This window comes from Cytophagales bacterium, from assembly GCA_019456305.1.
GTDB lineage: Bacteria > Bacteroidota > Bacteroidia > Cytophagales > VRUD01 > VRUD01.
Genome location: VRUD01000006.1, coordinates 59,571 through 81,349 on the forward strand (window position 1 = coordinate 59,571; position 21,779 = coordinate 81,349).

At 35.8% G+C, this 21,779-nt stretch carries 21 protein-coding genes; 18 read left to right on the forward strand and 3 right to left on the reverse strand.

Features of this window, described 5'->3' with window-relative positions; genetic code table 11:
* Positions 1-46: 46 nt before the first annotated feature.
* The gene (locus tag FVQ77_02285; protein ID MBW8049169.1) at positions 47-1,957 is read right to left on the reverse strand and encodes a RecQ family ATP-dependent DNA helicase; all 1,911 of its coding nucleotides are present in this window, start codon (positions 1,955-1,957) and stop codon (positions 47-49) included.
* 135 nt (positions 1,958-2,092) lie between these two features.
* Here FVQ77_02285 and FVQ77_02290 point away from each other — a divergent pair, with 135 nt between their 5' ends.
* From FVQ77_02290 to FVQ77_02315, 6 genes are all read left to right on the forward strand, one after another.
* Positions 2,093-2,671: a hypothetical protein gene (locus FVQ77_02290; GenBank protein ID MBW8049170.1), complete on the forward strand. Its 579-nt coding sequence runs from the start codon at positions 2,093-2,095 to the stop codon at positions 2,669-2,671.
* Between the two features lie 165 nt (positions 2,672-2,836).
* Positions 2,837-3,334: a hypothetical protein gene (locus FVQ77_02295; protein MBW8049171.1), complete on the forward strand. Its 498-nt coding sequence runs from the start codon at positions 2,837-2,839 to the stop codon at positions 3,332-3,334.
* Between the two features lie 27 nt (positions 3,335-3,361).
* The gene (locus FVQ77_02300; GenBank protein MBW8049172.1) at positions 3,362-3,550 is read left to right on the forward strand and encodes a hypothetical protein; all 189 of its coding nucleotides are present in this window, start codon (positions 3,362-3,364) and stop codon (positions 3,548-3,550) included.
* 71 nt (positions 3,551-3,621) lie between these two features.
* Complete coding sequence (locus FVQ77_02305; GenBank protein ID MBW8049173.1) at positions 3,622-4,890, forward strand: site-specific DNA-methyltransferase; 1,269 nt, start codon at positions 3,622-3,624, stop codon at positions 4,888-4,890.
* Positions 4,883-5,569 (forward strand): MjaI family restriction endonuclease, encoded by a 687-nt coding sequence (locus FVQ77_02310; protein MBW8049174.1) that lies wholly within the window; start codon positions 4,883-4,885, stop codon positions 5,567-5,569. The genes FVQ77_02305 and FVQ77_02310 overlap by 8 nt, the downstream gene beginning before the upstream one ends.
* 48 nt (positions 5,570-5,617) lie before the next feature.
* Complete coding sequence (locus FVQ77_02315) at positions 5,618-6,712, forward strand: hypothetical protein (protein MBW8049175.1); 1,095 nt, start codon at positions 5,618-5,620, stop codon at positions 6,710-6,712.
* 300 nt (positions 6,713-7,012) lie between these two features.
* On the opposite strand, the gene FVQ77_02320 is transcribed toward FVQ77_02315, so the two are convergent.
* Positions 7,013-8,812, reverse strand: coding sequence for an ABC transporter ATP-binding protein (locus FVQ77_02320; protein MBW8049176.1), 1,800 nt, complete (start codon positions 8,810-8,812; stop codon positions 7,013-7,015).
* A gap of 219 nt (positions 8,813-9,031) precedes the next feature.
* Between FVQ77_02320 and FVQ77_02325 the strand changes: the two genes are divergently transcribed.
* The 11 genes from FVQ77_02325 (at position 9,032) to FVQ77_02375 (ending at position 17,006) form a co-directional block, all read left to right on the forward strand.
* Positions 9,032-9,820, forward strand: coding sequence for a Fic family protein (locus FVQ77_02325; GenBank protein MBW8049177.1), 789 nt, complete (start codon positions 9,032-9,034; stop codon positions 9,818-9,820).
* Between the two features lie 95 nt (positions 9,821-9,915).
* Positions 9,916-11,046 carry a Glu/Leu/Phe/Val dehydrogenase gene (locus FVQ77_02330; GenBank protein MBW8049178.1) on the forward strand — a complete coding sequence of 377 codons (1,131 nt, stop codon included), beginning with the start codon at positions 9,916-9,918 and terminating at the stop codon, positions 11,044-11,046.
* A gap of 22 nt (positions 11,047-11,068) precedes the next feature.
* Positions 11,069-11,332, forward strand: coding sequence for a hypothetical protein (locus tag FVQ77_02335; protein ID MBW8049179.1), 264 nt, complete (start codon positions 11,069-11,071; stop codon positions 11,330-11,332).
* Positions 11,316-12,104 carry a class I SAM-dependent methyltransferase gene (locus FVQ77_02340; GenBank protein ID MBW8049180.1) on the forward strand — a complete coding sequence of 263 codons (789 nt, stop codon included), beginning with the start codon at positions 11,316-11,318 and terminating at the stop codon, positions 12,102-12,104. Before FVQ77_02335 ends, FVQ77_02340 begins: the two co-directional genes overlap by 17 nt.
* A 111-nt stretch (positions 12,105-12,215) precedes the next feature.
* Entirely contained in the window at positions 12,216-13,496 is a 1,281-nt protein-coding gene (locus FVQ77_02345; protein ID MBW8049181.1) for a glycosyltransferase family 4 protein, read from the forward strand.
* 242 nt (positions 13,497-13,738) lie between these two features.
* Positions 13,739-14,053 carry a DUF4258 domain-containing protein gene (locus tag FVQ77_02350; GenBank protein MBW8049182.1) on the forward strand — a complete coding sequence of 105 codons (315 nt, stop codon included), beginning with the start codon at positions 13,739-13,741 and terminating at the stop codon, positions 14,051-14,053.
* On the forward strand, positions 14,041-14,262 hold the full coding sequence (locus FVQ77_02355) for a DUF2283 domain-containing protein (GenBank protein ID MBW8049183.1): 222 nt from the start codon (positions 14,041-14,043) through the stop codon (positions 14,260-14,262). Before FVQ77_02350 ends, FVQ77_02355 begins: the two co-directional genes overlap by 13 nt.
* A gap of 151 nt (positions 14,263-14,413) precedes the next feature.
* Positions 14,414-14,653 carry a hypothetical protein gene (locus FVQ77_02360; GenBank protein MBW8049184.1) on the forward strand — a complete coding sequence of 80 codons (240 nt, stop codon included), beginning with the start codon at positions 14,414-14,416 and terminating at the stop codon, positions 14,651-14,653.
* Positions 14,646-15,128, forward strand: coding sequence for a retroviral-like aspartic protease (locus FVQ77_02365; protein MBW8049185.1), 483 nt, complete (start codon positions 14,646-14,648; stop codon positions 15,126-15,128). Before FVQ77_02360 ends, FVQ77_02365 begins: the two co-directional genes overlap by 8 nt.
* A gap of 192 nt (positions 15,129-15,320) precedes the next feature.
* On the forward strand, positions 15,321-15,788 hold the full coding sequence (locus FVQ77_02370) for a hypothetical protein (GenBank protein MBW8049186.1): 468 nt from the start codon (positions 15,321-15,323) through the stop codon (positions 15,786-15,788).
* Between the two features lie 384 nt (positions 15,789-16,172).
* Entirely contained in the window at positions 16,173-17,006 is an 834-nt protein-coding gene (locus tag FVQ77_02375) for a T9SS type A sorting domain-containing protein (GenBank protein ID MBW8049187.1), read from the forward strand.
* Between the two features lie 382 nt (positions 17,007-17,388).
* Here FVQ77_02375 and FVQ77_02380 read toward each other — a convergent pair whose 3' ends face one another.
* Positions 17,389-17,559, reverse strand: a complete 171-nt coding sequence (locus FVQ77_02380; GenBank protein MBW8049188.1) for a DUF433 domain-containing protein — start codon at positions 17,557-17,559, stop codon at positions 17,389-17,391.
* A 1,341-nt stretch (positions 17,560-18,900) separates the two neighbouring features.
* On the opposite strand from FVQ77_02380, the gene FVQ77_02385 reads away from it, so the two are divergent.
* Positions 18,901-21,779 (forward strand): glycosyltransferase (locus FVQ77_02385; protein ID MBW8049189.1); only part of this gene is annotated, 2,879 nt, incomplete at its 3' end.

Consider the following 21,779-nt stretch of genomic DNA (forward strand, 5'->3'; position numbering starts at 1 on the left):
AGTAATTTTCAATTTTTGCTGCTTTCTATAGACAACTTTTATAGCTCTAATCTCTAACAACAATCCCCCCACTTTCATTATAGCCAATCTCTCCGACATCAACCATCTCCCGGATCACGTTTAGTAATGCTTTTTCACTTTTAGGTTTGAGCACTTCAACCAATTTTTTGGGGTCTGGCCGTTCAATTTTCACCGCCTGAAGAATTTGTTTATGATATAACCGGTACTGCTCAGAATCAATAAGCTTCTTTTTTTTATCTAAGCAAATATCGCAGACACCACAGGCATTGTCTGAAATTTCATCAAAATATGCTAACAAAAGTAAAGTTCTGCACCTGTTTTTATGCTGCACATAATCAACCACAGATTGCATTTTTTTTAGGTTCAGCGCTTCTCTTTCATGAAGTTGATGTTTGTTGAGCGGCAATTTTGCAGCTTCGTAACGAGGGGTCGTAAAAGTGAGCTGCGCTCTGTCGTTTTGTTTTGCATAAACTAAAATATTCATTTTTTCCAGGTATTCAAGCATGCGTTTGACCTCTTTAATACCAGTTTCCAGCTTTTGTGCAATATTTTTCTCTGAAATTGAAATAAAGCTAGAAAACAGCTCACCGCCATACATCCTCAATAAAACTTTGATAACCGGGTCTGAATTTTTATTTGCTACCTGGAATTCATATAATGTCTTATTGTCAACATCCAGGAAAATTTTTGATGGGCTGTAGAAAGCTTCATTCAAAAGTATAAAACCATGTTCCTCTAATTTCTTAAGGGCATAGTAAGATTCTGTAGGATTCAATTGATAAGTATTATGAAAATTTTCAAGCTCAAAGTCATAATTAGCAAGATTACTGCTTCCAACCGCCAGGTTGTAATAATTTGCCAGGCACTGGTACACTTTTTTTAAATACTTTACTGACGGATTTTGCTGCTGAACTCTTTTTTTAAGGTTGTCAATGTCGTTTTGATTATATAAAGCCACAGCAAAAGCGGTTTTCTCATCTCTGCCTGCTCTGCCTGCTTCCTGGTAGTATGATTCAAGGTTATCAGGCAGCTCCATATGCGCTACAACCCGTACATCGGGCTTATCAATGCCCATTCCGAAAGCGTTGGTAGCAACGATCACCCTGATTTTGTTATTTATCCAGGCGTCCTGCCGCGCTGATCTTTTCTCATTATCCAGGCCGGCATGATAATGATCTGCTTTAATACCCGATCTGTTTAATAACTCCGAGATCTGTTTTGTCCTCATCCTGCTGCGTACATAGACTATTGCGGTTCCGGGTACTTTCTGAAGAATATTTAGTAATTTTCTTTCTTTATCATCCTCATTAAAACAGGAATAAGAGAGGTTGGGCCTTGCAAAACTTTTCTGGAACAACTTCCCGTTTTTAAAATCAAGCTTTTCCCGGATGTCAAGTTTTACTTCCCTTGTTGCAGTGGCTGTCAACGCTATTACCGGTTTACCAGGTATCAATTTCCTGAATTCTGCTATTTCAAGATAGGGCGGCCGGAAATCATATCCCCACTGTGAAATACAATGCGCTTCATCAACGATCAGCAGGGAAACCTTCATTTTTTTTATCCTTTCTTTTAATATCTCTGTTTTTAGGCGTTCGGGAGAAAGGTATAGGAATTTAATATCCCCATAGACACAATTATCCAATGCAATATCAATTTCCCGAATTTTCATGGCAGAATGAACAGCAACAGCAGGGATCTTTCTTTTTTTAAGCTGCTCTACCTGGTCTTTCATCAGAGAAATAAGGGGAGTAACTACAATGCAAACACCTTGCAGCACAACAGCAGGGACCTGGAAACAAACAGACTTTCCGCCTCCGGTAGGTAAGAGCGCCAGCGTATCGTTACCATCTAAAACAGCAACAATGATATCTTCCTGTAACGGGCGAAAGCTATCATAGCCCCAGTATTTTTTGAGTATTTGGTGAATGTTTGACAATTTACGAATTACGAATTTTGATATTTTTATTGTATGTTTGTCAAAAATACATAATTAAAAAAAAATATCAATAAATTTGTGGTAATAATGCATTATTGACAGACACTAACTATATTTGAAGCAAAATAGAAAATTATGAGGACAATACTATTATTATTTTTTGTACTAATAAGCAGCGTTTGCACTTATGCTCAACAATATCAATGGGGAATTGGAATAAGATTGGGTGATCCTACAGGAATTACTGTAAAAAAATATATTTCAGAAGGTAACGCTTTTGAATTGAATATAGGCAGTACAGGATTTTGGGACTTTAATAGAACAAAAAAATGTGGTTTTAAAGCTAGTTATGATGACTACGAATTTTTAGGACATGATCGTTCTTCAGTTTTGGCAATTCAATTTCACTATTTGTTTCATAATAATATAAGTGGTATTGATGTTGGTATTCTTCAATGGTATTTCGGATTTGGAGCGCAAGTAAGGTTTTTTGGTGTATGTAACTATCGTTATAAGCCATTTGACGGTTCTCCCTGGATTCATGACCAAGTAAGTGAAATAGACATTGGCGGAGATGGTGTAATTGGTGCAGAATATACTTTTGAAGGCGTGCCTATATCTGTTTTTTTGGACCTGTGCTTATTTTTAGAGATTGTTGATAACCCGTTTTTATTTTTTGGTCAGGGAGGTTTAGGTGCGAGGTATAACTTTTAAACACAGATTAAATATTATTTAGCATGATTGCATGGACGCATGCAGTCAACCTGCCCGCCAACCGCAATGCATTAGCAAGGCAGGCTGGTAAAACAGTTAAGTATAAACAAACGGATACTCATTATTCATTATTCATTATTCTGAGTACGATATTTATTATTCAAAATGTTAAAAAACATAAGAACTAAATTTTACCTTATCACAGCCATTGCTTTATTTTTTACCATTACTTCATCTGCCCAACGTTACCGCTATGCAAAGCAGGAGTGGGGGGTGGGTGTAAGGCTGGGAGAACCCATGGGATTAAGTATTAAACAATACGCACGTTTAAGCTGCCTGGAATTGAATGTTGGAATTAGCTCCTGGATTTCCGGTGTATTCGGTATAGGGGGGCAATTTAATTATATCATGCAGCGTAATATGAATTTTAATGAATTACCGGAATTAGATTGGTATTGGGGAGGCGGTGTTATGGTAGGTTTTTTTGAAGGTAGCTTTGATGTGGGACCAGACGCCTTAGTGGGTGTAGAATACAACTTCAAAAATGGTAAAAAGTATCCTTTTGCTATCTTCGTAGATTTTGGCCTGTTTTTAGACGTTACAGGACCGGATTATGTTCCCCGATTGATAGCGGGAATGGGTATCAGGTATAACTTTTACTAATAACCTTTTAAAATTAACGATTTAGAAATGATCCATAAACAAAAAATAAGGACTAATGAACATGAAATAAATATTTATAACCACTCACAAGAAGCCAGTGTCAGAGTAACCAGCATCCAGTATCCAACATCTCACCCTACAGGTGGCCAGCCGTTGGCGGTAATGGCAAAAAAGACCGTGACAGTTTACAACTTACTGACAAAGACAAATTTTTAATCGTAAATTTGCTCCAAAATAAAAGATAATTGAAAACACATCATAAAATAATAAACGGTGATAGTAGACAGATGAACGAATTGGCAGATAATTCCGTTCATTTGGCTATCACTTCACCGCCCTACTGGCAACTCAAGGACTATGGGACAGTCAATCAAATTGGTTTTCACGACAGTTACGAAAGTTACATTAACAACCTGAATTTAGTTTGGAAAGAGTGCTACCGCACCCTTTACAATGGTTGCAGGTTGTGTGTGAACATTGGCGACCAATTTGCCCGTGCCGTTTATTACGGACGCTATAAAGTAATTCCTATTAGAGAAGAAATTATCAAGTTCTGTGAGAACATTGGATTTGATTATATGGGCGCTATCATTTGGCAAAAAGTAACTACATCTAATACGACAGGTGGTGGTGTGCAAATGGGTTCTTATCCATATCCTCGAAACGGAATTCTAAAATTGGATTATGAATTTATTTTGGTTTTCAAAAAATTAGGAGACGCACCAAAACCAACAAAAGAAAATAAAGAACTTTCAAAAATGACAGCAACGGAATGGAACACATACTTTGCGGGGCATTGGAATTTTGCAGGAGCAAGACAAGATAATCACATTGCAATGTTTCCCGAAGAATTGCCAAGACGATTAATAAAAATGTTTGCGTTTGTTGGCGACACAGTTCTTGACCCATTTGCAGGTAGTGGGACAACAAACCTTGCATCAAAAAATCTTGGAAGAAATTCTATTGGTTATGAAATCAATCCAGAATTTATTTCAATCATAAAACGAAAACTTTCAACAAATCAATCCGCCTCAGGCGGACACGATACAACTTTTGAGTTTATAAAGGAGAAAACCAATTTTGATTTTGAAGCAGAAATTCAAAGGCAACCATATATATTTAAAGACCCGCATACGCTTGATAAAAAAATAGATGTTAAGAAATTGCAATTCGGCTCTAAGATTGACAAAAATGGTTCAGTAAAAAGGGAAGAATATTTTACTGTAAAAGAAATTATCAGCCCTGAAAAAATTCGGCTAAGTAATGACCTGACCGTAAAACTTATTGGCATTAGAGAAGATAAAAAAAAAAATGGGAAAGCCACTGATTTTCTTACAGACAAAACAAAAGGGAATAAAGTTTTTCTTAAATATGATACAGTAAAACACGACAGCGAAAACAATTTGATGTGCTACTTATATCTTGAAAACAAAACTTTCATCAATGCTCACTTAATCAAAAACGGTTTGGTGCGGGTAGACAGCGAAACGGATTTTAAATACAAACAAAAATTCATTAACCTTTTTAACGAAGCCAATGCCCAAACCAATGCCTAAGCGATATTCAAAAGAATTCGGAAAGAAAGAGAAAGTTCTTAATTACGCCTGTCAAACTTATCAGTTGTCTCGCCCAAACAAAGTTGGGACAGTGATGGCTCTCATTCGTGAGTGTCAACCGAAATCATTTGAAGAATGGCAGAAATGGTATTTTGAAAATGCAAACACAGATGGGAAAACACCAAGTAAAGTCACGAAAGAAAGTCTGGAAGAACTCGGAGAACGGCTCTATGTAAAAATTAAAGAGATTGTAATTCCCGAATGGACGGAAGCATTTAACCAACTTACATTACAGAACTGCGTTGATTATATTTTCAATCTAACCATTAACAGAACTTATGACGGATTCATCAGAGAAAAATCTGTTATCGAAGACAACCTCGCAAAAGAATTTCCAAATGTAAAGTTTGTAGAAAGCGACTCCGAACTTGACCACGCTGGAGACATAGATTATCTTGGTTGGGTTGGCAAAAAAGCATTTGGCATACAAATCAAACCTGTTACTGCAAAAGCAAATTTTGGCAACTACTCCGCGACAGAAAGAATGAGAGAAAGTTTTAATGACTTCACTAAAAAATTTGGTGGACAAGTTTTTATCGTATGCAGCATTGACGACAAAATAAAAAACGAAGAAGTAATCGGACAAATCGCAGGTGAAATTAAACGACTTTCAAAATAGCGGACGAAAGAGCCACATACCGTCAACAGCGGGTTTAAGAAATGCGGGGTGACGTGGGTAAATCAAGTTCAGTTTTTCAATCAAACATTTGTGCTGGCAGACAGTTTATCGCTCCGAAAACCCCGCACTACTCAAACCCGCGGACCGAAGGCTGGCAATATCCCTGCCTGCGCCAAGGCTTTGGCAGGCAGGCAATATCCTACAAGGATGAAATTACCATTCTCTATCCTGCTTTTAATCTTGTCTATAACATGTTACGGTAAAGATCATTCAATAAAAGACACAACATTGCTCCAGGTGATCGTGTTTAAGAATGGTCATTATAAAGTTGGTCGTATTTTACAGGTAACGTCAGATACAACAATATTCTTATATGGCGCTGATACGATGAAAATATCCAATGACGACATTGTGGACATTCAAAATGTAAGTCCTGGAGCAGTGCGGTATTTAAGAAACAGAATTTTCTTCTGGCAGTCAGACAAGAATACACGTTTATTTTTAGGCCCCACCGGTTACACCCTTCGTAAAAAAGAAGGCATTTTAGCAGATTATTTGTTTATATTTCCATACCTTTCTTATGGTATCACAGATCACATTACTTTAGGAGGAGGGCTCACGCTCTTGCCTACTTCTGATTCATTAAATCCATTTAAGCCAGCTTTTTATTTTGGTCCTAAATTGAAAATATGGTCTTCTGAAATGTTTTCAATCGCTGCTGGCGTTTTCATGCTGAAGATATATGATGATTCCACTCAAAAATATTTGCCTTTGAGTGGAACTTATTATATATCAAGCAGCTTTGAGCTAAATAAACTTCATTTTAGCCTAGGTGTTGGCAATTTATTTTTTGGCGGATTTGTATTACCCAGACCAATATTCATGCTGGCAGGGCATTATCAATTTACTGAAAAGATAGCAATTATTACTGAAAATATATGGATCGGGCATCCTGCTTTGGGTGTGTTTGGCACGTTTTGGAACCCGCAGGGAATTCCTAAGAATAATAATTCTCCCGACATATTTTCTATAGGAGGGCGCTATTATACCGACCAATACAGTATAGGAAGCGCCTTAATATTTAACATATCTTCTTCTCCAATACTAACGATTCCTTTTATTGATTTTATTTATTATTTCTAAAGGCTTTAGTTTAAACTAACGTTGCAAAATGCATAATTTTTCAAAATCACATTGAATACCTTTAAGTCGGCAGTCCACAGTCTTCAGTCGGCAGTCCACAATCGGCAGTCGGCAATTGTTTTTTGCCGACTGGGGACTGTAGATTGCCGACTGGAGACTTTATCAATTTTGCTTTTTTGCCGACTGCCGACTTTATCAATTTTGCCTTTTTGCCGATTGCCGACTGCCGATTTTATCAATTTCGTGTACGTTTACAGAGGTAAGATACAGTTTAACACGCTATATTAAACTAAAGCCTTTCTAAACTTCTTCTTCCGCTTGGAGCTGTTTCTCATACAATGACCTGTAAACTCCATCTTTTTCTAAAAGGGATTTATGCATGCCTTCTTCTACTATTTCCCCGTCTTTAATAACCATGATCCTATTGGCTGATTTTACTGACGAAACACGATGAGAAATGATTATTGTGGTTTTAACTTTTAAATTATTGGCATTTACAGTTCTGTATAGATTATTTAATATGGCGTGTCCGGTTTTAGTATCTACGGCTGAAAGGCAGTCGTCTAAAATCAGGATTTGAGGATCTCTGATCAAAGCTCTTGCGATAGAGACACGTTGCTTTTGACCTCCTGATAAAGTAATACCTCTTTCTCCAATGCTGGTTTCAAAACCATTGGAAAAATCCATTACATTGTCATATAGTTCAGCATCTTTTGCTGCTTTGATAATGTCTTCTTCTCCTGCCTGCTCATTACCATAAGAGATGTTATTTTTTATAGTATCAGAAAATAAAAAAACATCTTGCGGTACACATCCTATCTGGCTTCTTAGTGAATGCAGGCTATAATCTTTAATATTTTTACCATCTATTAATATCGCACCTCCGGATATATCATACAATCTACAGATCAGGTTGGCAATTGTACTTTTGCCGCATCCTGTCGGTCCTACAAAAGCAGCAGTTTCTCCGCTTTTAATTTCAAAAGAGATGTTTTTGAGCGCAACAATCCCGGAATCAGGATAGACAAAGCTTACATTTTTAAAGACAATGTTGCCAATGATTGGTTTTTTAAGCTCTTTTACCGATACAATATCAGTTTTTGTTTTTAAAAATTCATTGATCCTTTCTTGTGATGCAGCGGCACGCTGTATGAGGCTTGTGATCCATCCTAAAGAAGCTACAGGCCAGGTAAGCATGGCTATATAAACAATGAATTCTGCAATATTGCCTACTGTAACATTTCCCCCAATTACTTCCATTCCTCCAATATAAACTGTCAAAATCGTGCTTGCTCCTATCAAAAGCAGCATTAAAGGGAAAAATAACGCCTGAACAAAAGCTAACTTTAATGATATATCCCTATAGTGGTTACTTTCAATGGTAAATTTCTCAACCGAATCCTTTTCTCTTACAAAAGCTTTAATAACCCTGATACCGGAAAATGCTCCCTGTACATAAGTGGTAAGCCCCGACAAGTTCCTTTGAATTTCCTCAGAATACTTATTGATGAGGTTGCTTACATAGTAAATACTTATACAAAGGATCGGGAGGGGTATCAGTGCATACAGCGTTAATCTCACGTTCACCGAAAACATAAAGCATATTACCAGGGTGAAAAGTACAATGAAATTGATACCGTACATAATGGCCGGGCCTAAGTACATTCTGACCCTGCTTACATCTTCTGAAAACCGGGCAAGCAGGTCGCCCGTGTTGCTTTTTTTGTAAAAGCTCATCGGAAGGGTTTGGTAGTGCGCATAAATTTCGTTTTTCAGGTCATACTCAATAAATCTTGACACGACTATGATGGTTTGACGCATGAAAAACAAAAAAACCCCTCTCAAAAATGCCATCACCAGGATCAAACTGGCATATAAAAGTATACTGCGGGAGAATTTCAAAAATATTTCGCTTTGTATGTCGTATTGATCATAGAGGAAATAAATATGGATCACATCTGCCACCAGGTCAAAAGCATAACGAACGACCTGGGCAGGGAATATTCCAAAAATATTGGATATGATTACAAATAAGGTTCCAAGGAGTAACCTGTATTTGTATTTCAGAAGGTATTTGTTTAAGTAGCTTAGAGATTTCAAGTTTGTAGTACGGATTGTTGATCCCGAGTTACTCCCCCCGAGTGCTCGGGGGAATAATATGGGGGGAATCTGTGTATATTTTTAACAATTAATAATTCTAAAAATTGTAAACTAATCAATAACTATATAACATGATATTTATTGATCTCATTTCAATTAAACCCGGAAAAGTAGAATTTAGTTTACAAATCTTATTTATTTTTTCATTACATTTGCATTATGGAAGAGTTAGACAAAATAATAAGACGTTGCAATAAAGAAGGGTTGGTAGCGCCTGATTATATAAACGATGAAGAAAAAATAAGTTTTACCTTTCATTCAACAACTATTGAAGGCAGTTCTCTTACGTACGAGGAAGTGTATCTGTTGCTGACCGATAATATTGCAGCTCCTAAACCGCTGGAACATAATCAAATGAACATAGATCATGCAGAAGCATATGCGTATGCATTAAAGGAGTTTAAAAAGAAACAGAAATTTACTCCAGGGTTTATACAGTCGGTATGTGCTATAGTGATGAAGCACACTGGGAGACAGATAAATACTGCGTATGGTTTTTATGACGAAGCCAGAGGAGATTTTAGACTTGTGCCTGTAACAGCAGGGGGTAGTGATTTCCCACACCATACGGAAGTAAAAGAATTAACAATGAAGATGTGCAAAAAATATAACATGAGTATCATGAATATAAAAAACAATAAAGATATTCTTGATCTGGCCGCAGATGTGCATTATAGCCTGGTAAGTATACACCCATTTTCTGATGGAAATGGAAGAACAGCAAGAATAATGATGAATGCAGTGTTATTTACTTTTGATACGCCAAGACTTATACAACCTGCGGAAAAAAAAGAACTGTATTACAAAGCATTGAAAGAAACGAGAAAAAAATCAGATATTATTGTATTCAGGGATTATATATACCAAAATTACATCAACCAGCTTACAACTGAGTTGGAAAAACAAAAAAACATAGCTCGAAAAAAAGGAATGTATCTGGGCTTATAAAATCAATAGATTAGACTTGATACCTAAACGCTAATACCTATTAATATATGGCTATATTTTAGAATAGCTTAACAATAGTCAATAAATCAACGATTATGCTTGAACTCAAAGAACTAGAAAAATCAGAAGTGTCCGGTACCAGAGATTCTGTTGGGCAGGATACTTCGGTATTCAGCCAGGTCTCTGAACTGCAGCACGAACAGGTAGTTTTCTGCCATGACCCTCAGACCGGGCTAAAAGCCATCATTGGAATTCATAACACAGTGCTTGGTCCCTCTTTGGGTGGAACAAGAATGTGGCAATACAAAACTGAAGCAGAAGCGCTGAATGATGTGCTCAGGCTATCAAGAGGCATGACCTGGAAAGCCGCTATATCAGGTCTTAATATAGGCGGTGGAAAAGCGGTGATCATAGGAGATGCCAAAACCCAAAAATCAGAAGCGCTGCTCAGGAAGTTCGGAAGGTTTATTGAAAGTCTTAACGGAAAATATATCACCGCAGAAGATGTGGGAATGACTTCTAAGGATATGGAATATATTGCTATGGAAACCCAACATGTAACGGGTTTGCCTGAGAATGTGGGTGGCGGTGGAGACCCTTCACCCGTTACAGCGTATGGCACCTATATGGGCATGAAGGCTGCTGCAAAAAAAGTGTGGGGATCAGAACGGCTTGAAGGTAAAAAGATTTCAGTGCAGGGAGTTGGGCACGTGGGTGAATATCTTGTTGAGCATTTGGTTAAAGAAAATTGTAAAATTTATATCTCTGACATTTATGAAGACAGGTTAAAGGAGGTGGCTTCAAAATACAAGGCAGTAGTCGTAGATATAGATGAAATTTACGATGTAGAGGTGGATATTTATGCGCCATGTGCTTTAGGGGCAACAGTGAATGAACAAACCCTTGAAAGATTAAAGTGCAGCATCATTGCAGGCAGCGCAAACAATCAACTGAAGGATGAGCAGGTACATGGAACATTGTGCGTTGAAAAAGGTATCTTATACGTCCCCGACTTCCTAATCAATGCAGGAGGATTGATCAATGTTTACCAGGAGTTGATCGGCTACAATAAAGAAAAGGCTTATGCCAAAGCTGAAAAAATATATGATCTCACCTTGGAATTATTGAATAAGGCTGAGAATGAAGGTATTACCACCCATCAGGCTGCTATGAAGATCGCTGAGAAAAGGATTGAGGATATTGGGAAGGTAAAATCTACTTTGTAATGTAAATTGACTTTGTTTCCTCATGCTAAAATTTCTTCTATTACTATTCTTGATAATATTCTTACTTAGCATAGCAAAAATATTCAGCTATGTTCTCAGATTTTTGATCTGGCTGTTCGCTCCTGATACGAAACAGAACTCCTTTTCAAACACAAGACAAAATAGATCCCACCATAAAAAAGCTAAGGGAACCATTTCAATAGAGCACATTCCCGGCCAAAAGAAGAAAAATAAAAAAACCGATTTCCAGGGTGGTGAATATATTGATTATGAAGAAATATCATGATCTTGCAAATGAAATTTCTGCTATAAGAAATAAATCCCTCCTGCCCGATGAATCAATATGGGTTGATAAAATAGAAAAAATAAGAAAACAGTTAAATAGCTGTTCAGAAAAGATCCCTGTTGTAGATTATGGCGCTGGCTCTGGAGCCACATGGTTTTTTAGATCCTACAGGTCTGATCAGGCCTCCTTCCCGGGTACCCGGTATCAGCGCAGGCAGGTAAGACAGGTTTCAAGAAAAGCAAGCACACCTCCCGGTAAGGCACTTTTATACTTCAAAATAATCAGGGAAATGAAACCTGCTGTATGCCTGGAATTGGGAACAGGACTCGGTATTTCTGCTGCCTACCAGGCTGTTGCATTAAAACTGAATCAGAATGTAGGTCGGATTGATAATCCGACCAATTTACAAGGTAAACTTTATACGCTTGAAGGCTCGCCATCACTAACTTCTATTGCAAGAAAGAATTTTGAGAAGCTTGGGCTGGATAACATCACTATTAAAGTTGGGCGTTTTCAGGACACACTTCCGGATGTATTGAATGAATTAAAGAAAATAGATTACGTTTTGATTGATGGCCACCATGAAGAGCATGCAACCATTGGATATTTAGTGCAGATATATCCTTACCTTGCCAAAAATTCCATACTCGTGTTTGATGATATTTTTTGGTCAAAAGGTATGCGTAATGCCTGGAAAAAAATAATCAGCGACACCAGAGTTAACGCTTATGTAGATATGTATGATGTAGGGATTTGTATTTGTAAACTTTAGAACATTAATTTGTAAAATAATTTAAAAATACTATATGTAAAATGAAGAAGTAGAGACGCCCAAATTGGGCGTCTCTACTAATTTGTTGCTACACTAAATTTCGATACAATTATGAGGATAGGTATTATCATCGGCCGTATTGGTGGTGTTGACGGTGTTGCCCTGGAAGCTGAAAAATGGATCGAGGTATTGCAGAAAATGGGGCATGAAATTTTCTTATTGGCAGGGCAATATGAAGAGCGGGAAATAGATAAAGAGCATGAAAGATCGTTACCTGTATTGTCTTTCTTTTCACTTACCTGTAAATGGGAGCAAGATCACGCATTTTTCAATCCCATTGATGATCCTGCTTCGCTGTTAGAGCACCTGGAAAAAACTTCAGAAAAAATTGCCGGTAAAATTTGCAAATGGTTAGATGATAAAAAAATTGAAGTATTAATATCTGAAAATGCTTCTGCCCTGCCTTCCCATCTTTCCATGGGTATTGGAATTAAGAAAGCAATCGAAAAAACAGGCATCAACACGATTACCCATGACCACGACTTTGCCTGGGAAAGAGATGACAGATATTTTTCCCCACACAAAAAGATAAATCAATTAATTGAGCAAACTTTTCCCCTGCAAACATCATCACAAAACGTTCACTATGCAGTAATTAACCTGAACGCCAAAAAAACGCTCAAAAAAAAGTTTGGAATAAACGCTGATGTAGTGCCAAACGTTATGGATTTTGAAATTCCTTTTGGGCAAATTACAGATGAAAATAAATTCCTTCTCAAAGATTTAGGATTAAACAAAAATGATATCCCCTTATTCCAGATAACAAGGATAGTAGGACGAAAAGGGATAGAAGTGGCGATCGAATTGGTTCACAGGCTTAAAGATGAAAATATCAAATTGATCGTTACCGGCAGCCATAAAGATGATGATGTGGGTAAATATTACAATTTCTTAAATGATTTGATACATGACTATAATCTCCAGGATCAGGTATTATTCGGGGAAAGCAAAATAAAACACCATTCATGGATAGGTTACCGTGGCAGTAAAATATATTCTTTATCTGATGCCTATGCACATGCACGCGCCTGTACTTATTTTAGCACTTATGAAGGTTTTGGAAATGCATTTGTTGAAGCAGTAGTAGCTAAAAAACCAATTTTTGTAAATAATTACAAACCAGTATTCATGCCTGATATTGGCAGTAAAGGATTTAAAGTTGTGATGCTTGAGAATAATGTACTCACCGGTAAAGCAGTGGATGAAATGAAAGAAATTATTTATAACGAAAAATTATGCAAAGAGATCGGAGAATATAATTTTGAGATTGGAAAGAAGCATTTTTCTTATAGTTCTTTGAAGGATAAGCTGGGGAAATTGCTCGAATTTTGACTGATACATTAGAGTTTTTTAATTCTTTGAAAAACCTGTATCATTTAACATCATTTTGTGAATCTTAAATTTTTGACTCAGAACCGATTAAATTTTGTCATTATAAGCTAAAGTACATTAAAGTAATTTGGTAGGATTGAAAAAAGCAATATATTTTTTGCAAAAAAAATAAAAATAACTATCTTTACGAATTGAAAATTCGCCATAGGAGAAATGGATAGGAACTATTTGCATTTGAGTTAGTGGAAACAAAGAATTTATTCGAAATCAATTGTAAGCTCGGTAAACTAATAAAAATTACAGTTGAACATTGGAATTATATTAGAAATGTAAAACATCCTGAAGTGAATGGATTAGACAATGAAATTAAAGAAACATTAATAGATCCCATAGAAATCAAAAGAAGTAATTCAGATAAAAATGTGTTTTTGTATTATTCTGTACATAAAACAAATTATCTTTGTGTAGTTGCCAGACACTTAAATAGAAGTGGATTTATCATAACAGTATATATCACAGATAAAATTAAAAAGGGAAAAACAATATGGACACCATAAAGATCACATACGATAATATAGGTAATACATTAGATATTTGGTTCACAAAACCATCAAAAAATATAATATGTGATGATCTTGATAATGATACCATCATAAAAAGAGATTTGGATGGGAAAATTGTAGGAATTGAAATTCTCAATTATATTAAAAATAAACAGGAGATCGTTGATTCTATACCTTTAGAATTAATGCTTATACCTAAATAAAGTAAAAGAGTTGGAGGGAAAAGGATTATTCATCTTTTGCAAAATAAAAATAACTATCTTTACGAATTGAAAACAAACAATAAAATATGATATAGAAAAAAGAGTTTAAAACCTTATTTTACAAATTTAACTATATATATAATTTTTAACAATGTTAGACAAAGAGTTCAAATATTATTTAGATAATCAAGATAAACTTGTAAAAAAGTACACTGGCAAATACCTTGTTATAAAAGATAATGAGGTAATAGGTGTTCATGACACCGAATTAGACGCCTATAATAAAACCCAGGAACAAGGTCATAAATTAGGCACTTTTCTTATCCAGCGCTGCAGTGAGGGGCAAAACGATTATACAATAACACTTCATTCAAGGCCCGTCAATGCTTAGCAAAAATAAAATTCTTAAAAGCAGGGCTTTTACCTACAATTATAATGCTTTAGCAAATGAACTTCGTACAGAGGTAGGTATTATAGTTGTTGGTCAACCAGCAAAGAAAGGAAAAATATTTACAGCTATTTGGGATACGGGAGCAACAGTGACTTGTATAACTCCTAAAGTTGTTAAAGAATTAGGATTAAAGCCAATCAGTAAAAGAAAAATATATGGTGCAGATGGAGAGTTAAAAGAACCCGCAGATACTTTTTTTGTTGATATTATTTTGCCTGATAAAGTTATCGTTCGACAAGTAAATGTAGCAGAATTAAAAAATCTTAAAGGTTGTGATATTTTAATTGGAATGGATATTATTACCATTGGTGATTTTTCTATTACTAATATCAATAGAAAAACAACATTTTCATTCAGGATGCCCTCTCTTGAAGAAATAGATTATGTAAAACAGTATAAAAAAGCTCAAGGATAATAAATACAAAAAGCTTGTTAGCAATCAACCCTGTTACCAAAGATAATATTTGTTTCAAGTAAAAAGTAGAAAGTAAAAAGTAATTATTTTTAACTTTTCCTTTTTAATTTTAATTTTGAAATATTTTACTTAAATTTACAAATCATTAACAAACAATAAAATATTTTTTTTAAAAATAATCCTTACAAGAAAATGAGATTACAATTCGAGGTTACTGGTAGACCACCTAGAAAAAGTGGAGCAAAATCATGTTGGGCAAGCGATGAAGCAAACTATGTTTTAGAATTAAGATTAAAGGCATTAGAAGCAAAACATAATGAAAATTTACTGGAACCAATCACCACTTCTGTAAGGATTAAGCTAACCATATTTTCTCCAAACATTACAGACAGAAGTAATTCTCAAACATATCTTGGTGATTTAGATACATTTGTAGCAGGAGTTTTTGAATCATTGCAACCTGCAGATTCAAAAGTTATTCCAAATGACATATTCAACGGAAATGACGAAATTCATCCCTCTAAACCACTTATTTTATATGATGATGCACAAGTAGTGGAGGTATTAGCAAAGAAAATCAAAGATGGATCAGAGTACTATTCAGTAGTTATTGAAACTCTTGAAAAAAAGTATGATAGGTCAGGTAAAAAATTATCATAAAAACTTTAAAATTAACGACAGGTTTGAAAATTTTAAATCTATATAATTGTCTTATTATTGCCCTAATAGGTTAATAAAAAAAGCTAATTTATGAGCTTTTTCAATAAGTTTGAATATAAGTACTGAATTTGAATATAAGTACTGAAATAGCTACCGAAGGTTTAGTGCAACATTGTATAAAGTCCATTAAAACGGGCTTTATACTTTTCGTTATGGGCAAGTTTAAAAAAACGACATAGCGGACACGTACAGACAAGAGCACCGTCACTTCTTAACACTTTGAAAATGTTTTAATATTGCAATACAAAAGTGGAGACCAGCAACCACTTAAAAAAACGGGGCGACACCGAAAAGCCAGACGAGTAGGAAATTAAAATAAATAAAATGAAAAAGCTAATTATTGTTTTACTTGCAGTAGGAATGGCTGCACATAATTCTAATGCACAAATTACATTAGAACAATCTTATGCTGATAATCAAGGATTATCAATAATTAAATTAGAAAATTCTGGTCATAAGTATTTACAATATGATTTAACTAATCAAATTGTAAAACTGTATAATTTAGACCATTCGATTTTTAAGACCATTTTGTTACCCACCCTTCAGCCTGCGACTCAAAATTTAAGCATTAGTTATATTTCTGAAAATTTATTTAACACAGATAATCTAATTGAAATACTCTGTTGGAAAAGGAATTGGCAGCCAACAAGTTGGATTGTTGGTGGGTCTGTTAAAATAATTAATGAAAATGGTAGCGTTGTTTTTTTACAAGATTCAATGGTAGTTGTCGAACAAAGAAGCACTACTTTTTATGGATATAATGATAAAAGTTCCTTTATCTATAATACAACAAATGGCACAAAGTTGATTCTATACTCATATAAAACAAATGATGAAGGATTTAAGGTTTTTTCTTTACCAGGCACTTTAATGGCTTCTATTAAAAATATTAATAGTGATAATTTAGAAGATAAATTTGTATTCCCAAATCCTGCAAATTCTAATATCACAATTCCTTATGAATTAACTGAATCTTCCTTTGCAATTCTTACTATTTACGATACAAATGGTAAAGAAATACAGAATCTTAAAATTGATAAAACATTTAAGAATGTTTTTGTTGATGTAAGCAAATTTCAAAATGGAGTTTATCTCTACACTATTAAAAATGAAGCTAAATTAATTTCTAACGGTAAATTTATTGTCAGTAAATAATTATGGAGAAATTAATAAACATTGACGAGACTGTTCCCAATGAATATTTCATTTTTATTGAAAGGACTAATTTTATTACTCACCATAACCTGACTGTTTGATATTCGATATTATTTATTCATTGCATATTTTGTTCAAATATTGTATGAACGTCATAACCTGATTCCTGAAACATTTGTTTTATAGTAGGGCCAAGGTTTTCATCGAGTTTAAATTTCATCCGGTTTTTTTAATTGGGATTTCTACAAATCGCTCACGTGACATTTCCGCACCATAGGCAATCGCAGCTTTGATATCATCTTCAGGGCATCTCTAAAAACTACACCATATATTCCCCTCTATCAAGAGGGGCAAGGGGTGTGTTTTAAAAAATATGTAGTTTTTAGAGATGCCCTTCAGTCAATTGAGGATATTCTTTAAGAATTTCATCTTTGCTCATTCCATTTGCCAAAAAATCCAGTATCAATGATACCCAAATTCTTGTACCACTAATACATGGTTTTCCAAAGCATATATTTGGATCTACGCTTATTCTTTTTAGTAAAGGGTTCATAAAAACAAAAATACTTGATTATATTTAAAATACCAAAAATTATCTTAACTTATTGGAAGTATCGTTTTAAAGAGATACATTAGAGTTTTTTAATTCTAATAAAATATGGGGAAAACACTTGTCCCGCCAAAGGCGGGAGTAGAGCAGATGATCGCTCAGCTCAAAGCCGAACCTGTCAATACATGGTTTGACCTGGGCTTGTTTATTGACAGGGTCAGAGAGAATAGAAAAGTACCTGCTGCTGAGCTTTCCGTGACTTTTGATGGATTTAAAAAAAAGCTGTCTAAAGGAGGCGTTGCATTTATTTCTTTTCTTTTTGCTGTAGATGGCGTTACCGTGGAAGTTGAGAAATATGCCAAGGCTTTCAGAAATATTTTATACTCACCAAATCATCAAATCACTAAATCACCAAACCTGCCCGCCATTCACAAAGCCAATACAAGGCAGGCGGGTCACCAAATACACTATATTGCCGGTGAAATATTGCCTGAAGCCGACCGCTTTATAGACCCGTCAATACGTCAACATATCATCAAAGAGATCAGTGGTTTTGATAAATGGAATTTATACAATGACTTTTTCTTTACCAAATTACAACGGGGAAGCAAGCAGTACAATGAGCTGATAAGTAAATTTTGGAAAGAAGTTCTCCTCATCACGGAAAAATTAGGAAAAGTTATTGAAAAAAATAATATTCAACTACTCTACCTGATTAACGTTTGCTCCAATCCCGGCAATGTCTCTTTAGCGCTTTCTGTTGCGCTTATATCCGAATATCTGGGCATCCCGGTCATCAATAATAACCACGATTTTTACTGGGAAGGGGGAAATCGTAAAGAAGATATTATCAATAAAGGACTGAAACCAGGCCCAAGAGATTTCTTCTTTGCCAATGATCATCTGGGTGAATTTTTCTCCCAGATTGAAGTCCTCTATCCCTGGGAATCACGCTCATGGATGACGGTAAATATTAATAAAAACCAGACCGATCATGTTATTGAGCAGTTTGGCCATAACCCTGCAAATGTATGTGAAATAGGTACGGCAGTGGACACAAAAATATTTACAACAATCACAAAACGTAATAAAATAAAAGCCTTTCAGCAGGTGCAGGCAATACTCAGTAACTACAAGAAAAATCTGCAAGTATTTACACCTGCTGAAATTATTCATCAAACATCCAATATCCAATATCCAATATCCACTGCTACTGCTACTGCTACTGCTACTTCTTCTTCTTCTTCTTCTTTCCTTCCCTTCCCAGTTCTGGTAGGCGCTAAAAAATCCCGTTCCTTTGATTTTATAAATAACAACATCGTATTCCTCCAGCCTACCCGGCTGATGCCAAGGAAAAGAATTGAAGTGAATTTGAAACTTGTCGGCAAACTTTTTGAAAATGAAGATTTTATAGCAAAATTTAGAACCAATCCACAGCTTAAACTATCAATTTTGGTGACCGGCCCCATCCCCTTAGGCCAATTTCAATATTTTATAAAATTGTTGCATTCATTTTCAGAGTTTCTTAACGAGTTAAAGCCCAGGTATAGACAAAGGGTGTTCTTCGGTTTTTTGTTCAGTGAATTTGATAAAGAGCGTTTTAAAAAAAGGTTTCATCAGCCCATTGATATACCCGAATTGTACAATATTGCTTCACTGATATTGCTGCCAAGCGAAACTGAAGGCAGGGGACTTCCCATTATTGAAGCTACCGCCTGCGGAATACCCATATTCTGTAGAAGATACTACCCGGAAAAAGTTTATTCAGAAGTAATTGGAGAACACCTCGAAGAGAAAGACCGTTTGAAAGTCCTGGATTTTGATGGTACACGAATCCCCGATAAATTGGTTGATAAGGTTATTGACAGGGTATTCTTTCCGCAAAATTACATTGGTGAAGTTGAGCATAACATAAAGGTTGTTCAAAAACGATATAGTATTCAATCTTTACAGACTATGCTTGAGGATATACTTTACAGGCTTTACCTCCAGCTACAGCCCAATGAAGGGTCAATGAGATTTACTGTCAGAGCTTTAAACGAGTATAAAAAATGTGTTTCATTCACCAACAAAGACCTTGAATATATCATCAATACAAAAAACAGGCATTATCTTCCCGGTTTTGGACGGCTTGCTTTCATGTTGTACTTAAAATCGCTCATTGACCCAAGTTATTTCAGGGTAGAAGAACAGCAAATCCGGGGTATTGCCATGGTCTTTGCACAAAAATGTATCTCGGATAGTTGTTCCTCTACCGGATACTCAGAAAGGACAGCAGAGTCAGAAATTGGTACTCTTCATCAATTCTACAACTGTGTTGACAATATTTTTCATTATTACAAAGGTGAGGTTAAAATACGGCATGATCATTCATTTGCTTACCGTCACCGCAACAAAAAACATTACCCCTATCAGGATTTTACCCACCATGAACTGACAGGTTTGATCAATATGATATACCACCAGATCATCTCTCCTTCTGTAAGGACTACCTTTAAAATAAGCCCCCATTTTTTTACTGATTGGAATCTTGCGCTTTTCCAGCTTACCAATAGTTCAAACCTTGCAATTGATGACCGGAAGCTGCTTACAAAAATGCTGAGGGAAAACGTGCCTGTTGCTTACTTTCCGGGTGAATATATCAAATATGAATTAGAATTTTTTGTATTACAACCAATCAGATCGAGATTGAAATTAAAAATAGAGGAAGAATTAACCGAGGGTTATTTAAAGAAACATTACAAAAACTTATCTCCGGTTTATATCTTTTGCACGGATAATCCTCACGGAAGGTGGCTCTCTGCCGAAGCAGTAGAAAATTATATAGCTGATTCGTCCCGGGTACTCGGGATTGATTCCGACAAAGTCAGGACAGGTAATCCGGCCAATCCTATTGATACTGAATTAAACTTACTTTACAAATATGGTATTTGTAAAATTGTAAAAACCAAACAATGGTGTGTTGGCATACATTTCCCGCAGCTTGGCCATGAAGCTTTAAAAATACTGGGCAAAATAAAACGCCAAAAGGGTTTTATCATTGCAAACGGGGACAATGCACCGGTAATGACCGATATTGTTGATATAGATCGTTTTCATATTGGAAAAGCAGAAAAAGAGCTGACAAGTAAAATTCTGGGGATACCGCTTGGTAGCGGCTTTATCCAATTTGTACCGGCCGGTATCAGAACCACGCTTGCTTACCCAACTCCTGTTCAGACGGCAAAAGATTTTAGCCAGGCAATTAAAAGCAGCTTGTTTAATAAGTTGTGTAAAAAAATTGGACGGGAACAGGTTTTTAACCTTTTAAAAAAAGATGCAGAAACAAAAAGTACGCCAATCAATATTTTTCTGGAAAAGTTTACTAACCCTCCAAGGATAATGCGGGAGAAGGTTAGTAAACTTGCGGCTACAGGAATTGATTATTCATTTGTTACCGGAAAATATGAGGATGGGCTGCCGTGGAATGGGGTGATAGCAAAGGTGGATATTAAAAATCAAAATTGGAATTTTGCAACATTTACAGGCAGCGGTAAAACACAATTGGTAACAGACTTTGTGAAAGATTTTCATAAAAGATTTAGAAAAAAGATTCAAATTGCATGGAATGGAGGTTATATCCTGAATGCTGAATTGGTAGGTAAATTAGGATTGCCCGAATCATATATTGGCTCTCCTTTAGGGTTGTTGATCACAAATGAAGTAGTTGTTTGCCCGCCATTGTACAACAAGCCTGCATTTATCATATATGCTGATGGAAGGCTGGATATTTGTAGAGTGAATTGTCGTAATGGAATCATCATTTCTGATGGTAAACATACTATTGATTTTGATAAACGTAGCCATAACTTGATCCTCCATTCCTCGCCTCCCGTTTCACTTTATTATGACCTTATGTATGATGAAGAAACCATTGACGGCAATGGAAATGTAATTGTCCGGCTGGCGGGAAATAAGATCAAAGAAGTAATACATACCCAAAAAGGGCAAAAAGTAAAAATGATACCTGTTGGGCTTACACTTTCTATTCCCAAAAGTCTTTTCCCGGGTAATTGGGATGTAGGCCGTAATGATATTCCGGTAAACAAAACACTTCAAATTAAAAGCCCCCCTCCAACTCCAAGCCCCCCTGAAAAGGAGAAACGGGGAATCGGAGAAACGGAGAGAAAGAAAACGAAGCAATTCACCGATTCACCCATTCACCCATTCACCGATTCGGTAAG

What these genes read in the sequence shown, in the direction of transcription:
- FVQ77_02360 (MBW8049184.1), top strand. Translation starts at nt 14,414, where the DNA reads ATGTTAGACAAAGAGTTCAAATATTATTTAGATAATCAAGATAAACTT.
- FVQ77_02355 (MBW8049183.1), top strand. Translation starts at nt 14,041, where the DNA reads ATGGACACCATAAAGATCACATACGATAATATAGGTAATACATTAGAT.
- FVQ77_02305 (MBW8049173.1), top strand. Translation starts at nt 3,622, where the DNA reads ATGAACGAATTGGCAGATAATTCCGTTCATTTGGCTATCACTTCACCG.
- FVQ77_02375 (MBW8049187.1), top strand. Translation starts at nt 16,173, where the DNA reads ATGAAAAAGCTAATTATTGTTTTACTTGCAGTAGGAATGGCTGCACAT.
- FVQ77_02310 (MBW8049174.1), top strand. Translation starts at nt 4,883, where the DNA reads ATGCCTAAGCGATATTCAAAAGAATTCGGAAAGAAAGAGAAAGTTCTT.
- FVQ77_02295 (MBW8049171.1), top strand. Translation starts at nt 2,837, where the DNA reads ATGTTAAAAAACATAAGAACTAAATTTTACCTTATCACAGCCATTGCT.
- FVQ77_02335 (MBW8049179.1), top strand. Translation starts at nt 11,069, where the DNA reads ATGCTAAAATTTCTTCTATTACTATTCTTGATAATATTCTTACTTAGC.
- FVQ77_02365 (MBW8049185.1), top strand. Translation starts at nt 14,646, where the DNA reads ATGCTTAGCAAAAATAAAATTCTTAAAAGCAGGGCTTTTACCTACAAT.
- FVQ77_02330 (MBW8049178.1), top strand. Translation starts at nt 9,916, where the DNA reads ATGCTTGAACTCAAAGAACTAGAAAAATCAGAAGTGTCCGGTACCAGA.
- FVQ77_02340 (MBW8049180.1), top strand. Translation starts at nt 11,316, where the DNA reads ATGAAGAAATATCATGATCTTGCAAATGAAATTTCTGCTATAAGAAAT.
- FVQ77_02345 (MBW8049181.1), top strand. Translation starts at nt 12,216, where the DNA reads ATGAGGATAGGTATTATCATCGGCCGTATTGGTGGTGTTGACGGTGTT.
- FVQ77_02370 (MBW8049186.1), top strand. Translation starts at nt 15,321, where the DNA reads ATGAGATTACAATTCGAGGTTACTGGTAGACCACCTAGAAAAAGTGGA.
- FVQ77_02290 (MBW8049170.1), top strand. Translation starts at nt 2,093, where the DNA reads ATGAGGACAATACTATTATTATTTTTTGTACTAATAAGCAGCGTTTGC.
- FVQ77_02380 (MBW8049188.1), bottom strand. Translation starts at nt 17,559, where the DNA reads ATGAACCCTTTACTAAAAAGAATAAGCGTAGATCCAAATATATGCTTT.
- FVQ77_02325 (MBW8049177.1), top strand. Translation starts at nt 9,032, where the DNA reads ATGGAAGAGTTAGACAAAATAATAAGACGTTGCAATAAAGAAGGGTTG.
- FVQ77_02300 (MBW8049172.1), top strand. Translation starts at nt 3,362, where the DNA reads ATGATCCATAAACAAAAAATAAGGACTAATGAACATGAAATAAATATT.